Below are 15,682 nucleotides of genomic sequence, written 5' to 3' on the forward strand. Positions count from 1 at the left end.
AGCGACCGGCGCCCACAGGACGCCGGTCAGCAATTAAATCAACGGATATTCAACAAGGTATCAAACAGCGAGCTGGCGGTTTCAACCACCTTCGCGTTAGCCATGTAATATTGTTGGAAACGCAACAGCTCACCGTACTCTTCGTCCAGGTTGACGCCAGAGATCGACTGCTGCTGGTTGGTCAGCTGTACGACGATGTTGCTCTGCGAAGTGGTGGCCACTTTGGCAGCAGCGGTCTGATTGCCGATGCTACTGACCATACCGGCGTAGGCACCGCTGAAGGTGGCTTTGCCGTCCACCAGCTTCTGGGTTTGCAGATCGATCAACTTTTTGGCATTTTCGTTATCACCACGGCCGCTGTCATCTTTGCCGGCTGCGGCGATATGTGACGTGTCGGTGATAGCCACCTTCAGGCTGCCCGCCACATCGCTGAGCGGTTTCACGGTAAAGCTGTCTTTGGCCTTGGCGTTACCGTCGATGCTGACCTGCAGACCGTCGAAGCTCAACGTCTGCTTACCGTCAGCATCGGTACCCGCAGTGGCGTTAACCTTAACGTTGTCCGGCAGGCGGCTCACCTGCCAGTTGCTGCCGTCAAACTCGACGCGGTAATCGTTGGCCTTCACCTTGCTGGTATCGGTGTAAGAGACCGACAACAAGGCGTCACCGGTATTACGGGTGTTATCCACCACGCGACCGCCGCCGAAACTGAAGAAGTCTGTCCCTGCGTCACCGTTCAGATCGAAACCTGCACGGTGCTGCTGGTTAAAGTTGTCTGCCAACGCCAGCGCAATTTGCCCCAGTTGGTTGCGAGCGCCGTCCAGCGTCTCACTGCGGAACTTGAACACCCCACTCAGGCTGCCGCTGTTGATCTGGCTCTCAGGGACTTCGTTGGCACCGTTGCCGCGGTCGTAACCCAGGGTCGAGCGGGAAGGATCGCTGCTGGAAGGTACCGCCGACACCTGGTAGGTCGTACTGCCCTGCACCAAGGTCAGGCCGTTGGCGAATGAGACCGTATAGGCGTCGCCATCCTGCTGGGTCACCTGCACACCCACCACTTTATTCAGGTCAGTCACCAGTTGATCGCGCTGATCCAACAAAGCATTCGGCTCGCCGCCACTGCCGCGCAGACGGGTAATCTCGTCATTCAGACGGGCAATTTGCTGGCTGTAGCTGTTGATTTGCTGCGCGCTGTCACCGATCTGCTGGTTGACACCACTGTCCATATCACGCAGATATTTGTCAGTGTTGTTGAACTGGTTAACCAGGCCGTTGGCCTTGCCTAACACCGTCTGACGCGCCGAATCGTCGCCAGAGTTACTTACCAGATTCTGCAGGTTGGTGAAGAAGTCTTGCATGTTGGTCGACAAGGTATTGGTTTTGCTCGCCAACAGGTTATCGATCTGAGAGATTTTCTCGTAATAGGCACCCTGCGCTTCGGCGCTGCCCTGCGCACTGCGCAATTGGTTGGTAATGAACTGGTTATACTCGCGGTTAACGCTGGTGACGGTGACACCGTTACCGATAAAGCCGTTCATGGTACTCAAGCCACCGTTTTGCGCCAGGATCGCCGTCTGGCGGTTATAGCCGGTCACGTTGTAGTTAGAGATGTTGTTACTGACAGTGCTGAGCGCCACCTGAGCCGCATTCAGCCCGCTCATCGCGGTATTGATTAAGCTATTGGACATAAAAGTTCCTTTTGCTGCGGCGCCGCTGGCCCACAGAAGTCAATTAATCTGCTGAGAGGGTTCACTCAGCCTGTCTTGGTTATCGGCAAAAAGCGGGGAAACTTGAGGAAAAAAACGGGTTCAGCATGCTGAACCCCTACATTTAAATACGGCCTATTGCGTAGGGGTGCTGCATGCTGCGCCCAGCGGCTAAAACAGATCCTTCAGGTCATGGGTATAGGCTTTAACCACCTGCTCGCCGGCGTTTTTCATCTGCTGGATCACATTGACCAGTTTATTGGTATATTGCGGATCGGTGGCGTAACCGGCCTGCTGCAGTGCATGCGCCGCCTGCTCCGGACTGCGGGCATTGGCCACCTCGGCGTAGCGTGGGTTATTGGTCAACAGCTTGACGTAGTCGGCCATCGCCTCGACGTAAGAGCCATACACCCGGAACTGGGCCTTGATCTTCTTCGCCGTCCCCTGCTCAAACTCGGTGGTGGTGATCTCGGTGACCGGCCCCTTCCAACTGCCACCGGCCTTGATGCCGAACAGGTTGTAGCTCGGCGTGCCGTTGGCGGTCGGGATCTCGCGTTGACCCCACCCGGATTCCAGCGCCGCCTGTGCCACAATCAACTGATGGGGTATGCCGCTCTGTTGGCTGGCAACCCGTGCCGGGATAGACAAGCGGGCGACAAAGTTGCCGTTATTGAGCGACAGCGGCAGCGTGGCCGGTGCTTTCGGTACCGCGCGACGGATCATTTGTTCCAGCGCCTGATTCGGCAGCGTTTGCAGCACCTCGTTGTCCAGCGCCATCGGCGACATGCCCGCGGTCTCGCTCGACACCGCGTTGGCATTACTCATCTGCTTGACCATCATGTCGGCCAGCCCCAGTCCCTTCTGCGACATTTGCTGGGCGATCTGCTGGTCGTACATCGAGGTATAAAGCCGCGACTGCTCGCTGCTCAGCACTCCATCCTTCGGTAGCGCGGCACGCATGCTTTTCAGCATCATCTGCACGAACATGCCTTCAACCTGCTGGGCCACCTGTTTCAGGTTACCCTGCGGATCGCTCGCCGCGTCACGCTTCAGCCCGTTGAGTGCCTGCGCATCGTAAGCCGCACCCGACATTGCCATCAGATCGCCAGCCATCAAATGATTTCCAGCTTGGCGCGCAGACAACCAGCGCTTTGCATCGCCTGCAGGATCGACATCAGATCGATCGGCGTAGCCCCCAACGCGTTAAGCGCGCGGATCACATTGTTCAGATTGGCGCTGGCGTTAACCTTCTGCAACGAACCGCCCTGCTGCTGCACCGAAATCTGGGTATTCGGCGTCACCACGGTCTGCCCGCCGCCAAATGGCGTCGTCGGCTGGCTGACGGTATTTTGCCGATCGACCACCACCGACAGGTTGCCTTGTGCCACCGCGCAGGAATCCAGGATCACGTCTCGGTTCATCACCACCGAACCGGTACGGGAATTGATGATCACCTTGGCGTCTATCGGCCCGACGCTGACGTTAATGTTCTGGATCTCCGCCAGGAAACGTACCTGCGAACTCTTGCCTTGCGGCACCAACACCTGAATGGTACGGGCGTCCAGCGGTGAAGCGGTGCCGCCGCCTCGCTGGCGGTTGATGGCGTCGCTGATCTGCTGTGCCAGCGTGAAGTCTTCATCGTTCAACTGCAGGTTAATCACCCCACCGGCACCGAAGGTGGTTGGCAGTTCGCGTTCAATGGTAGCGCCGTTACTGATGCGCCCCCCCGCCAGTTGGTTGACCTGCACGCTGCTGCCTCCAGCCGACGCTCCCGCGCCGCCCACCAGCACGTTGCCCTGTGCCAGCGCGTAAACCTGGTTATCCACCCCTTTCAGCGGGGTCATCAGCAAGGTGCCACCACGCAGACTTTTGGCGTTCCCCATTGAGGACACCACCACGTCAATATTTTGCCCGGTGCGTGAAAACGGCGGCAGCTTGGCGGTGACCATGACCGCAGCTACGTTTTTCAACTGCATATTGGTACCTGGCGGTACGGTGATACCCAGTTGCGACAACATATTACTCAGGCTCTGGGTGGTGAACGGCGTCTGCATGGTCTGGTCACCGGAACCATCCAGCCCCACCACCAGCCCGTAACCGATCAGCGCGTTATCACGCACGCCCTGTACCGTGACCAGATCGCGAATGCGCTCCGCCGTCGCCGGTAAACACACCAGCCCAATCCACAGCGTAAGCAGTAATTTTTTCAGCATCGGTCAATCCTTAGAACGGTGAAACATTTAAGAAGAAGCGTTGTAACCAACCCATGGTCTGCGCCTCGTTGATATAGCCGTTGCCGACATATTCAATACGCGCGTCCGCCACCTGGGTGGAGGCGACCGAGTTACTGCCGCTGATGGTGCGCGGGTTGACCACCCCAGAGAAACGGATGAACTCGGTCCCCTGATTGATGGCGATCTGTTTTTCGCCCACCACGTGCAGATTGCCGTTAACCAGCACCTGATTGACCGTGACGGTAATAGTGCCGTTGAAGGTATTGTTGGCGTTGGCCCCGCCCTTGCCGCCGAAGGTGCTGTCGCCGGACATCTCCATATCCGCGCGCGCATTGCCTAACAGGCCATCGAGATAGCGCGGCGCGGTGGCAACACCAAACTTGCTGGCACCGTTGCGGCTGGCGTTGGCCGAGGAGCTTTTGCTGGCGCTGACGTTTTCCTGCAACGCGATGGTCAAGGTATCGCCGATATTGCGTGGACGTCGGTCTTCAAACAGAGGCTGATAGCCGTAGTTCATCGGCTGTACCGTCTGGAAAATCGAGCCGTTCGGCACCGGAGCGCCCGCCGGAGCCGGTTGCGCCGTGGTCGTGCCGTCCACCAGAGGTTTATGCGGAATATATGCGCAGCCGCCCAGCGTCAGCATCACCATCGCCGTCAACCAGCGTTTGCCTTGCGGCGGCACGTTTGCCATCAGAGTTGTGGTTACCACGGGTATCGCCTTTGTTGCACAAAATAGGGTTACGGGCGCAGCCGCGCCCGTCAATTACAGTTGCGTCAGCTTTTGCAGCATCTGATCGGAGGTCGATACCGCTTTGCTGTTGATCTCATAAGCCCGTTGGGTCTGGATCATATTCACCAGCTCTTCCGCCACGTTGACGTTAGAGGTTTCCACGTAGCCCTGATACAGCAGGCCGGCGCCGTTTAAGCCTGGCGTGCTCTCGTTCGGCGCGCCGGAACTCTCGGTTTCCTGATACAGATTCTCGCCCATGCTTTCCAGGCCGCTGTCATTGATAAAGGTGGTCAGCGTCAGTTGCCCCACCTGCTGGGCGGCGGTTTGCCCCTGTAAGGTGGCGCTGACGATACCGTCACGGCCTACGGTGATGCTCAGGGCATTGGCCGGAATAGTGATCGCCGGTTGCACCTGGAAGCCGCTGGCGGTCACCAGTTGGCCGTTCTGATCTCGCTGGAACGAGCCGTCGCGGGTATAAGCCAGGGTGCCGTCCGGCATCATCACCTGGAAAAAGCCCTGCCCCTTGATGGCGATGTCTTTGCTGTTGTTGGTCTGCGACAGATTGCCCTGGCTGTGCAGGCGCTCGGTCGCCACCGGACGAACACCGGTACCGATCTGCAGACCGGAAGGTAACGTGGTCTGTTCAGAGGACTGCGCCCCCGGCTGACGCATGGTCTGGTACAGCAGGTCTTCAAACACCGCGCGCTGGCGTTTGAAACCGTTGGTGCTGACGTTGGCCAGGTTGTTGGCAATCACGTCCATGTTGGTCTGCTGCGCGTCCAGACCGGTTTTAGCAATCCATAAAGATGGGATCATGGGTTATTTCCTTGCGGCTTAACTCATTGATAACAAAGAGTTGGCGCGTTGTTCATTTTCATCCACGCTGTGGATGACCTTCATCTGCATTTCAAAGCGACGGGCGTTGGCGATCATGTCGACCATGGTTTCCATCGGCTTGACGTTGCTGCCTTCCAGCACCCCCGGCATCACCTGCACCAGTGGATCATTGGGCAACTGATTGCCCCGCTGCTGTTGAGTTTCCGGCGTCAAACGGAACAGGCCATCGTCACCGCGCATCACTTCCCGCGCATCAGCCTTCACCAGTTTCAACCGGCCGATCTGCGCGATGCTGTTTGGCGGATCGCCCGCATTCAGCGCCGAGATGGTGCCATCGGCAGCGATAGTGATTTCCGCCGACGGCGGTACCTCAATCGGCCCACCGTCACCCATCAACGGCCTGCCCTGCACCGTCAGTTGCCCGTTGGGTGAGATCTGAATGTTGCCGTTGCGGGTATAGCCTTCGCTGCCGTCCGGCAGGCTGACCGCCAGAAAACCGTCCTGTTGCAGCGCCACGTCCAGCGGGCGCGCGGTGTAGTTCAGCGCTCCCTGGCTCATGTCAGCCCCCGGCGTTGAGGCGGTAACCAGCGTGCGCGTCGGCAGGCTTGGCCCGTCTACCGGCACGGCACGCAGCGCCGACAGCTGGGCGCGAAAGCCCGGCGTCGAGGCGTTAGCCAGATTGTTGGCAGTGACCGACTGCTGTTCCAGCGTCTGTCGCGCCGCGCCCATCGCGGTATAAATCGCGTGATCCATAAATCAATCCTATTAGCGCAGGCTGACCAGCGTCTGCAGAATGGAGTCCTGGGTTTTGATGGTCTGGGCGTTCGACTGGTAGTTACGTTGGGCGACAATCATATTCACCAGTTCCTGGCTCAGATCGACGTTGGACGCTTCCAGCGCGCCGCTGGTCAACTTGCCCAGACCGCCGCCGCCCGCAATACCCACGCGTGGCTGACCCGATGCGCCGGTTTCCTGCCAGACGTTATCGCCCTGCGAGGACAAACCTTCCGGGTTGGAGAAGTTAGCCATGACGATCTGACCCAGCACCTGAGTCTGCTGGTTGGAATAGATGCCCACCACCGTACCGTCGTTGTTAATCTGGAAATTGGTGTACTCACCAGCGCCATAGCCATCCTGTGATACCTTGCTGACCGAGTCGGCACTGACGCTCTGCTGCATGCTCTTGGCAAAGCTCAGAGTCAGGTTTTGCGCCGGAGCCCCGTCTTTGGCGGACATCGGGATCAGCATGCTGAACTCAGCGGCGGTACCTTGTTTACTGGTGGTGCTGGTCAGGTTGCCGCTGGTATCGAAGGTCATGGTGCCGGCATCGACCGGTGCAGCAGAGCCATCCTGGGTATAGACCTGCCACTGGTTGTCGTCGGTCTTCACAAAATAGGCATTGATGTTGTGCGAGTTGCCTAACGAGTCGTATGCGGTGATGGTGTTGACGTAGTTATAAGAATCCTGCTTGGCCGGATCGAAGGTCTTGTTGTCCGGCACCTTATGAGTGGATTTCAGATTGGCGACCATGGTGCCGGAGGTCGAAGCCTTGGCGTTCATCATGCCTTCAGGGATACTCAGCGGCACCGGGTTAGCCCCTTGCTGAATGGTCGGTGGCGTACCGGCCGCCGGATAACCGGTCAGTTGCAGGCCCTGCATGTTGGTCAGGTTGCGGTTTTCATCCAGTTTGAACTGGCCGTTACGGCTGTAGAAAATACCACCGTCCTGATCCTGCATACGGAAGAAACCGTTGCCGGAAATCGCCACGTCCAGCGCACGGCTGGTGCCGGTGGTGGTGCCACCCTTAAAATTCTGGGTAATGCCGGCCACCTTGACGCCCAACCCCACCTGCGAGCCGGCAAACATGTCGGCAAAAGAAACGGTGCCAGATTTAAAACCGGAAGTGGCGGAGTTAGCGATGTTGTTACCGATCACGTCCAGGTTGGTTGCTGCCGCGTTCAAGCCGCTTACTGCCTGAGAAAAGGCCATGTCATTCTCCGAATATTGTTTAGGCTATCGTCCGATAACGCCCAATGAATGAGTGAAATAAAAAATCGAATTAAAGTATCTGCCGGACCTCATCCAGCGTGGTGCTGCCCGCCAGACCCAGATCCAGCTTCGCGCCATTCGCTTCGCGGATAACGCCGTTAACCATGCCAAAATGCAGGCTGCGCGCCACCAGTTGCTCACCGTTGCCCTTGGCGTTGACGGTAAAGCTGTAGGCACCGTCGGGTGCAGCGGTACCGTCCGTCATCGTGCCGTCCCAGCTAAACGAATGCACACCGGCGGTCAGGCCGTCGAGTTCGATAGTGCGCACCGCTTTGCCGGTCTCGTCAGTAATGGTGACGGTCACCGAGTCGGCCGCACGCTCCAGTTCCAGACCAAACGGCGTGGTACTGACCTTGCCGTCTTTGCTGCCGGCCAGAATGTTGCTGCCGGGTACCATCACACCGTGGCCGATCAGCGCACTGGCTTGCAGCGACTGATTGCTGTTGATCTGGCCGGAAATCGACCCCAGCGTGGTATTGAGTTTCTCGATGCCTTGAACGGTGTTGATCTGCGCCAATTGGCTGGTCAGTTCATTGTTCTGCATCGGGTTGGTCGGATCCTGGTTCTTCAACTGCGCCACCAGCAGCGTCAGGAAGTTATTGTTCAGATCCTGACTGTTGGTGGTTTTGCTGTTGGCACCGATGACGGTGTTATCCAGCGTTTCATTGGTGGTTGCGGCAATAGCCATGGCAAACTCCGGTTATTGACCCAGCGTCAGGGTTTTCATCATCATCGACTTGGTGGTGTTGAGCACCTCAACGTTGGCCTGATAGCTGCGGGAAGCGGAAATGGTATTGACCATTTCACCCACCACATCCACGTTCGGCATACGCACATAGCCTTTGCCGTCCGCCAGTGGGTTGCCCGGCTGGTAAACCAGACGCTCCGGTGCCGGGTCGTCGACCACCTGGGCTACACGGACACCGCCGGTGGGCTGCCCAGCGGCTGCGGCAACTTCAAACACCACCTGTTTGGCCCGATAAGGCTGCCCATCCGGGCCGGTGACGCTGTCGGCGTTGGCCATGTTGCTGGCACTGACGTTCATGCGTTGCGACTGGGCAGACAGCGCCGAGCCAGAGATATCAAAAATATTCAGTAGCGACATGCGCCTTATCCTTGTTGTAACACTGACATCATCCCTTTGATCTGACCGTTGATCAGCGTCAGATCGGTCTGATATTTCAGGCTGTTATCGGCGAAGTTGGTACGTTCGCGATCCATGTCCACCGTATTGCCGTCCATCGAGGGTTGATCCGGAACGCGGAACAGCAAGTCGAGCTGTGGCGGCTGCATGCTCTGCGCCGGAATGTGGCGGGCCGACGTCATATTCAGCGCAATGCCACTGCCGCTGACACGGCCCTGTTCCAGTACCTTGTTCAGTTGGCCGGCGAAATCGATGTCCCGCGCCTGATAGCCCGGGGTGTCTGCGTTGGCGATGTTGGCGGCCAAAATTTCCTGCCGCTGGGCGCGCAGGTTCAGCGCCTCTTGACCAAAGCGCAGAGCAGCGTCCAGTTTGTCGATCATGCTCCCTCCGCGAGGTTAGAATTTGGAGCCGACAGCATAAACGCCCCTTCCGCCAGCCGATCGCGGGAATAAGGGCAAAATGCGTCGCTATTTATCTGCTTAGCCTGAACGCAGTCCGGGTACACTTACGCGCACCCTGATGGTTCTTGAGGAAGCGAAGATGAAAGGTAAAATACTGCTGCTGGTCACCCTGCTGTGCAGCCTGAACGCACGGGCCGAGGATCTGACGGCGCAGATCGATCGCTTCATCAACAGCCAGTTCAGCGGCAGTCCGGTACAGGTTAAAGTGCTGGTGCGCACGCCCGCGGCCCAATGGCCACAGTGCGAATTTCCGCAGTTGTCACTCGCGCCAAATGCCCGCCGTTGGGGCAATATCAGCGTCTCGGCACGTTGCGGTCAGGAGCGGCGTTTTATCCAGACGCAGGTTCAGGTGATCGGCAAATACCTGGTGTCGGCACGCGGTATCAGTGCAGGCAGTAAGTTGACAGAGGCGGACATCAGGCTGAAAACCGGTCGACTCGACACTCTGGCCCCCCGCACGCTGACCGAAGCCGGCAAGGCGCTGGGTGCCGTCAGCCTGCGTAATATCAGCCCCGGCCAGCCGCTGACCTTCGCCATGTTGCGCCGTGCCTGGGTGATCAAGGCCGGTCAGGCGGTGCAGGTCAGCGCACAGGGGGACGGATTTAACATCAGCGGTTCAGGCAAGGCGATGAACAACGCCGCCACCGAAGATAGCGTCAGAGTACGCATGGCCTCCGGGCAAATTGTTAGCGGCATTGTCGGTGACGACGGTGCAATTCGCATCATGCTACATACCCTATAGCTTTCAAGTTGCAGCTAGGCGCCCAGCTCGCTCATCCCCAGGCATTGTAGGGGCGCCGCATGCTGCGCCCGCATTAATCGGGGCGAATTTATTCGCCCCCTACAGTAACTGGGGTGAGCGACAAATCTGTCGGGAACAGATTTGAACGCTGCTTGCAGCGGCCCTGAAAGGGCAAGGACCATGGATGGGCCTTGTAAGCAGGTAACAACGCTGCGGCTTGAAAGATGACGGGTATAAAAAGGTAAAGGTTTATCAAACCTTGCCGATAATAAAGTCATAAGCAGTATTTTATTGGCCGCCAGGGCCACAAATAGTATCAGCCATTGCCCGCGCGGCGACGGCATCGATGGAGATTGACCATGAGTATCGATCGCACCCAGCGGCTGCAACCCGTTCCAACGGTGCAACCGCGTGAGACGCCGGCTGAAAATCAACTTCAGCCACGCAAGGCCGCCCAGACGGAAAGCACCGTCAGTGGCACCCAGGTAAAGTTGAGCGATGCGCAAGCGCGCCTGATGCAGCCAGGGACGCAGGATATTGATATGAACCGGGTGGACGCCATCAAACAGGCGATCCGCAACGGCGAACTGAAAATGGATGCCGGTAAAATTGCCGATGCCCTGCTGCAAGACGCGCAAAGCGATGCCCAGTGGATGTCAAACGGCAACCCGACACCAAAGGTTTAACCGCCGGGTTAAACACCAGGGAACTCTTTGAAAGGTGATTTATCGTAATGGAAAATCTGGCGCAACTGATCAATAAGCTGCTGGAAACGCTGCAAGCGTTGGATACCGTGCTGGCGGAAGAGCATCATTTGCTGTGCTCAGGCCAATTACCGGGCGTGGCGCTGCAACGTGCCACCGACGCAAAAAGCCAGCTGCTGGCCACGGTAAACTATCTGGAACAGCAGCGGCTGAAACTGGAAAGTGCACAAGGGCAACAGGCACCCTACTCTGCACATCCACGTCTGGCGGAAGCCTGGCAACGGGTGCAGTCGCTCAGCCAACGGCTGCGGGAAAAAAACCAGCATAACGGTATGCTGCTCAATCAGCAGATCGATCACAACGCCCAGGCGCTGGCGATCCTGAGCAAGCAAAACAAATCGCTGTACGGCCCCGATGGCCAGTCGCGCAACGCCAGCCTGCTCGGACGAAAAATCGGCGTTTAATTAATGGCACTTCACCCGGTCAGCTCCGCGTTCAACCGGGTGCATTGCTTCCCAATGCGAGATAACTCGCACTTCCGTTGCCATTCTATCTAACCCTCTGATTTTATTTTCGTAACACTACACATACCTGGTATTTCCATCTGTTCTGTTCCATCCCATTCCCCCACCCTGTGTTGTTTTTTAAACCACTTGATCTATACCCGTAAAGGGGATAGTTTCACAGGGAGTGTGAATGACCGATATTTACCTCACCAAAACATTTCAGGCATTCGCTGGCCACGAACGCATTAGCGATGCCACGGTAATCAAAGCTGCGCGAGAAATACAAAACCAACTGTACGATGCCAATTTGGGCAGTTGCGTTTATAAGAAACGAGTCGCCCGGGCGGGTGGCGGTAAACGCGGTGGCTACCGGGTACTTATTGCCTTTCGAGATGAAGACCGGTTTTTTTTCATGAGAGGATTTGCCAAAAATGAAATGGACAACATTGCCAGTGATGAATTGGTCGGGTTAAAGCGCCTTGCTGCGCTCTATCTGGACTATTCCCCTTTCAGGCTTTATCAGTTGGTTAATGACAAGAGGTTGAGGAGACTGACCTATGAGCAAGATCCTTGCTGAGATCCACCAGGAAGTGCAGGAGCTGTATCAGGCAGGATTTGTCGATGCCGGCACCATGCGCACCTTCGACATGCTGTGTTTACGCCCGGTCAAACAATATACCCCAGCGGACATCCGCGCCCTGCGCGAGCGCGAGAACGTCAGCCAGCCGGTGTTTGCCTTGCATCTGAACGTCAGCAAAAAGGCGGTGCAAAAATGGGAACGCGGCGAAGCCGTTCCCAACTCCGCCGCGATGAAGCTGCTTTCGTTGGTCGACCGCAACGGTCTGGCGATCCTGGCTTAACCGTTACTGGTAATTAACAATCACCTGATTGCTGATCACCCGCAGCGGCGGATTCAAACTGCCGCGCGCCTGCACGTAATAAACAAAACGCAGTTCGGCATTTGCCGGTTCGCCTTGCAGCCCAATGCTGCTGCCACTGCCGCCCCCCAGTGTAATACAGCGGGTCAGGGTACAGAGTTGCACCTGCATGCCGGCCGGTTCGGCAGCCAATAAGCGGTAACGCCAACTTACGCTGGTGATACGCGCATTCGCATCCGGTAATTCATTTGGCGCACGCAGCCGGGGTGATTCACCCCGTTCCCCACCGTATTCCAGCGTAGCACCGACGCTGTCGGCCACCCAGGAACCCGATGCCGCCTGCAAGCTCAGCGGCGCCAACAGGCAGATTAACGCCATGCGGTATTTCATTATGCGGCCCCAATGGTCGCGGTCATGCGGATTTGACGGTCGTCGTTGATTTCCAGATTCGACAGCACCACCAGTTGCGGCAGGCCGCGGCGCAAGAAACGCGCCAGCAACGCACGTAGCGCGTGGTTCACCAGCAGTACCGGTGGCGCACTGAGCATTTCCTGCCGCTGCAATGCCTGTTTGGCTTGATCCAGCAAGCGATCCGCCAGCCCCGGCTCCAGACCGCCACCGCCCTGCAGGGCTTGCAATAACAAGCGTTCCAGCTGGGTATCCAGGCCTATCACCTGGATTTCGCCGTTGCCCGGGAACCACTGCTGGGTGATCGCCCGCCCAAGTGCCACCCGCACTACGGTGGTCAACTCATAGGGATCGGTCTGGGACGGAGCATGCTCCGCCAACGTCTCGATAATGGTGCGCATGTCGCGGATCGAAACCCGCTCAGTCAGCAGATTCTGCAATACTTTATGCAGCGTGGTCAGCGTCACCACACCCGGCACGAAATCTTCGGTCAGTTTTGGCATGTCTTGCGCGACACGATCCAATAACTGCTGTGTTTCCTGTCGGCCAAACAGCTCGCTGGCAAACTGGCCAATCAGATGATTAAGATGGGTCGCCACCACGGTACTGGCTTCTACTACGGTAAAGCCCTGGATCTGTGCCTGCTCACGCAGTGCGCTGTCAATCCATACCGCTTCCAGCCCAAAGGCCGGATCGGTGGTTTTATCCCCTGCCAATTCACCCACTGCGTTACCCGGATTGATCGCCAGCCAACGTCCCGGTTGCGCTTCACCGCTGCCGATCTCTACCCCTTTCATCAGGATACGGTAGCTGGCCGGCGGCAGTTCCAGGTTGTCGCGGATATGCACCACCGGCGGCAGGTAACCCATCTCCTGCGCAAACTTTTTACGGATGCCGCGAATACGGCCGAGCAGCTCACCGTTCTGCTGGAAATCCACCATCGGGATTAGCCGGTAACCGACTTCCATCCCCAGGGGATCCTCCAACTGCACGTCAGACCAACTGGCTTCCACCGCCTGCGGATTATCCTGCGCTATCGGCACTTCCTGTTCTTTTGGCGCTTGCTGTTCACGCCCGCGCAGCCACCAGGCCAGGGCCAACAGACCGGCGGTAAACAGCAGGAAGACCAGGTTCGGCATCCCCGGCACCATGCCCAGCAGGCCGAGTACCGCGGCACTCAACAGCATGACTCGCGGATTCTTGAACAGTTGGCTAACCATCTGCTCGCCAACGTCCTGATCGGTCGCCACGCGGGTCACGATAACACCGGCGGCGGTCGAAATGACCAACGCCGGGATCTGCGCCACCAGGCCGTCACCGATAGTCAGCAAGGTATAGGTTTCCGCCGCTGCGCCCAGTTCCATGCCGTGCTGGATCACCCCGACCAACAGGCCACCGACCACGTTCAACATCATAATCATCAGGCCGGCGACGGCGTCACCACGGACGAACTTACTGGCACCGTCCATCGAACCGTAGAAGTCCGCTTCCTGCGTCACTTCGGAACGGCGTTTTTTCGCCTCTTCTTCACCGATCAGACCGGCGTTGAGATCGGCGTCGATCGCCATCTGCTTGCCCGGCATGCCGTCGAGTACAAAGCGTGCGCCCACTTCAGCGATACGCCCGGCCCCCTTGGTGATAACCATAAAGTTGATCAGCACCAAAATGATAAACACCACAATACCGATGGCAAAGTTACCGCCCACCAGGAAGTGACCAAAGGCCTCCACCACGCGACCGGCAGCGGCGGAACCGGTGTGTCCTTCCATCAGGATGATGCGCGTCGAAGCTACGTTGAGCGACAGACGCAGCAAGGTCGAGAACAGCAAGATGGTGGGAAACGCCGCGAATTCCAGCGTGCGCTGGGTAAACATGGCTACCAGCAGCACCATGATCGACAAGGCAATATTGAAGGTGAACAACAGATCGAGGATGAATGCCGGCAAGGGCAACACCATCATCGACAGGATCATCAGGATCAGTATCGGCCCGGCCAATACTTGCCACTGCGTATCTTTAAAACTGCCCGGCAAACGAAGCAAGGCGGCCAAATTAGCCATTAGTGTCACTTTCTCCAGCAAAATCCAGTGCTTCCGGCACCGGTAAACGTTCAGGTTTTTTCGGGATCAGCCCCCCTTCGCGCCGCCAGCGTCTTAGCTGGTAAACCCAGGCCAGAACTTCGGCCACGGCGGCATACAGGGTGGCGGGAATATGTTGTCCAATCTCGCTGTGTCGGTACAGCGCGCGCGCCAGCGGCGGCGCTTCCAGCATCGGGATGCGGTGCTCCATACCCAGCTCACGGATACGCAATGCAATTTCACCGGCCCCCTTGGCCAGGACCTTCGGTGCGCTCATTTTTTTGTCGTTGTACTGCAGTGCGACGGCGTAGTGCGTCGGGTTGGTCACGATAACGTCAGCCTTCGGCACGTCGGCCATCATCCGCCGCCGGGACATGGCGCGCTGCTGCTGACGGATGCGCCCTTTGACGTGCGGGTCGCCCTCCTGATCCTTGAACTCGTCACGGATGTCCTGCTTGGTCATTTTCAGTTTTTTGAAGTGGCTCCACAGCTGATAAAACACGTCAAACGCCACCATCGGCGTCAGCGCCAGTACCACCAGCAAGCCACAGAAGATGATCATCTGCAGTGCATTGCCGAGCGCATCGAGCGGCTGTTGCGTCACCAGGTGCAGCATCGCCGCCCAGTTGTGCCACAGGTACAGGCCGGTGACCCAACCCACCAGCGTCGCTTTCAGGATGCCCTTAAGCAATTCCGCCAGCACCTGGCTGGAAAATATCCGTTTCAACCCGGACAGCGGATTCATGCGCTTTAAATCAAACTTGAGCGATTTGCCGCTCAACAGCAGGCCACCGAGCAGCATCGGTGCGGTGATCGCCACCAGCGTCAACCCCGCCATAACCGGCAACAGCGCCCAAACCGCCTGCTGCAATAAGGTCGCCAATTGGCGCAGCATCTGTTTGTCGTTGCTGACCATGCTGTGATCGAAGTTCAGACCCTGCGTCAGCATCATAGCCAAGCGTTGCGCCATATTGCCGCCGGCCAGCCAGATGATCGACAGCCCGGCCACCAGCATCAACACCGACGTCAACTCGCGCGAACGCGGGATCTGGCCCTCTTCGCGGGCCTTTTCCACCCTGTGGGGTGTGGGAGCCTCGCTCTTTTCCAGATCGCTGTCTTCAGCCACGAGCGAGTTTCCTGTGCCGGGAGGGAATAAAATTGCCGTCAGCATGCCAAAAAAATGCTGATTTCATTGATGGAACAGCGAG

At 57.7% G+C, this 15,682-nt stretch carries 18 protein-coding genes; 5 read left to right on the forward strand and 13 right to left on the reverse strand.

The genetic code is table 11. From position 1 onward, the window contains the following. Positions 1 to 38 precede the first annotated feature (38 nt). The 10 genes from flgK to flgB all read right to left on the reverse strand — a co-directional run bounded on the left by flgK (position 39) and on the right by flgB (position 9,077). Complete coding sequence (gene flgK, locus QOT07_RS15360; RefSeq protein WP_283603474.1) at positions 39 to 1,685, reverse strand: flagellar hook-associated protein FlgK; 1,647 nt, start codon at positions 1,683 to 1,685, stop codon at positions 39 to 41. 189 nt (positions 1,686 to 1,874) lie between these two features. Then, positions 1,875 to 2,816: a flagellar assembly peptidoglycan hydrolase FlgJ gene (gene flgJ, locus QOT07_RS15365; RefSeq protein ID WP_283603476.1), complete on the reverse strand. Its 942-nt coding sequence runs from the start codon at positions 2,814 to 2,816 to the stop codon at positions 1,875 to 1,877. Beyond that, the gene (locus tag QOT07_RS15370; protein ID WP_207978463.1) at positions 2,816 to 3,916 is read right to left on the reverse strand and encodes a flagellar basal body P-ring protein FlgI; all 1,101 of its coding nucleotides are present in this window, start codon (positions 3,914 to 3,916) and stop codon (positions 2,816 to 2,818) included. Before QOT07_RS15370 ends, flgJ begins: the two co-directional genes overlap by 1 nt. 10 nt (positions 3,917 to 3,926) lie before the next feature. Then, positions 3,927 to 4,628, reverse strand: a complete 702-nt coding sequence (gene flgH / locus QOT07_RS15375) for a flagellar basal body L-ring protein FlgH (protein ID WP_099064643.1) — start codon at positions 4,626 to 4,628, stop codon at positions 3,927 to 3,929. 72 nt (positions 4,629 to 4,700) lie between these two features. Further along, positions 4,701 to 5,483 (reverse strand): flagellar basal-body rod protein FlgG, encoded by a 783-nt coding sequence (gene flgG, locus QOT07_RS15380; RefSeq protein ID WP_020827517.1) that lies wholly within the window; start codon positions 5,481 to 5,483, stop codon positions 4,701 to 4,703. Between the two features lie 18 nt (positions 5,484 to 5,501). Then, entirely contained in the window at positions 5,502 to 6,257 is a 756-nt protein-coding gene (locus QOT07_RS15385) for a flagellar basal body rod protein FlgF (RefSeq protein WP_207978462.1), read from the reverse strand. Positions 6,258 to 6,269: 12 nt separating this feature from the next. Then, complete coding sequence (gene flgE, locus QOT07_RS15390) at positions 6,270 to 7,493, reverse strand: flagellar hook protein FlgE (protein WP_099064645.1); 1,224 nt, start codon at positions 7,491 to 7,493, stop codon at positions 6,270 to 6,272. A gap of 70 nt (positions 7,494 to 7,563) precedes the next feature. After that, positions 7,564 to 8,241: a flagellar hook assembly protein FlgD gene (gene flgD / locus QOT07_RS15395; RefSeq protein ID WP_099064646.1), complete on the reverse strand. Its 678-nt coding sequence runs from the start codon at positions 8,239 to 8,241 to the stop codon at positions 7,564 to 7,566. A 12-nt stretch (positions 8,242 to 8,253) separates the two neighbouring features. Continuing rightward, entirely contained in the window at positions 8,254 to 8,658 is a 405-nt protein-coding gene (gene flgC / locus QOT07_RS15400) for a flagellar basal body rod protein FlgC (protein ID WP_020827521.1), read from the reverse strand. Between the two features lie 5 nt (positions 8,659 to 8,663). Then, positions 8,664 to 9,077 (reverse strand): flagellar basal body rod protein FlgB, encoded by a 414-nt coding sequence (flgB, locus tag QOT07_RS15405; RefSeq protein WP_261416553.1) that lies wholly within the window; start codon positions 9,075 to 9,077, stop codon positions 8,664 to 8,666. Between the two features lie 160 nt (positions 9,078 to 9,237). Between flgB and flgA the strand changes: the two genes are divergently transcribed. The 5 genes from flgA to QOT07_RS15430 all read left to right on the forward strand — a co-directional run bounded on the left by flgA (position 9,238) and on the right by QOT07_RS15430 (position 11,970). After that, a complete protein-coding gene (gene flgA, locus QOT07_RS15410) occupies positions 9,238 to 9,900 on the forward strand; it encodes a flagellar basal body P-ring formation chaperone FlgA (RefSeq protein WP_099064647.1) in 663 nt (220 codons plus the stop codon). 359 nt (positions 9,901 to 10,259) lie between these two features. Then, a complete protein-coding gene (flgM, locus tag QOT07_RS15415; RefSeq protein ID WP_099064648.1) occupies positions 10,260 to 10,586 on the forward strand; it encodes a flagellar biosynthesis anti-sigma factor FlgM in 327 nt (108 codons plus the stop codon). A 47-nt stretch (positions 10,587 to 10,633) separates the two neighbouring features. Continuing rightward, positions 10,634 to 11,068: a flagella synthesis protein FlgN gene (locus QOT07_RS15420; protein ID WP_099064649.1), complete on the forward strand. Its 435-nt coding sequence runs from the start codon at positions 10,634 to 10,636 to the stop codon at positions 11,066 to 11,068. Positions 11,069 to 11,300: 232 nt separating this feature from the next. Then, the gene (locus QOT07_RS15425; protein WP_283603477.1) at positions 11,301 to 11,687 is read left to right on the forward strand and encodes a type II toxin-antitoxin system RelE/ParE family toxin; all 387 of its coding nucleotides are present in this window, start codon (positions 11,301 to 11,303) and stop codon (positions 11,685 to 11,687) included. After that, complete coding sequence (locus QOT07_RS15430) at positions 11,668 to 11,970, forward strand: helix-turn-helix domain-containing protein (RefSeq protein ID WP_006321467.1); 303 nt, start codon at positions 11,668 to 11,670, stop codon at positions 11,968 to 11,970. Before QOT07_RS15425 ends, QOT07_RS15430 begins: the two co-directional genes overlap by 20 nt. A 3-nt stretch (positions 11,971 to 11,973) precedes the next feature. On the opposite strand, the gene QOT07_RS15435 is transcribed toward QOT07_RS15430, so the two are convergent. Genes QOT07_RS15435 through flhB form a run of 3 tightly spaced genes read right to left on the reverse strand, consistent with a single transcriptional unit; the run spans position 11,974 to position 15,600 of the window. Next, positions 11,974 to 12,378, reverse strand: coding sequence for a flagellar protein FlhE (locus QOT07_RS15435; RefSeq protein WP_099064651.1), 405 nt, complete (start codon positions 12,376 to 12,378; stop codon positions 11,974 to 11,976). Continuing rightward, complete coding sequence (gene flhA / locus QOT07_RS15440) at positions 12,378 to 14,456, reverse strand: flagellar biosynthesis protein FlhA (protein WP_207978453.1); 2,079 nt, start codon at positions 14,454 to 14,456, stop codon at positions 12,378 to 12,380. Before flhA ends, QOT07_RS15435 begins: the two co-directional genes overlap by 1 nt. After that, a complete protein-coding gene (gene flhB / locus QOT07_RS15445) occupies positions 14,449 to 15,600 on the reverse strand; it encodes a flagellar biosynthesis protein FlhB (protein WP_283603478.1) in 1,152 nt (383 codons plus the stop codon). Before flhB ends, flhA begins: the two co-directional genes overlap by 8 nt. Positions 15,601 to 15,682: the final 82 nt, after the last annotated feature.

It is taken from the genome of Serratia proteamaculans, from assembly GCF_949794035.1.
Classification (GTDB): domain Bacteria; phylum Pseudomonadota; class Gammaproteobacteria; order Enterobacterales; family Enterobacteriaceae; genus Serratia; species Serratia proteamaculans.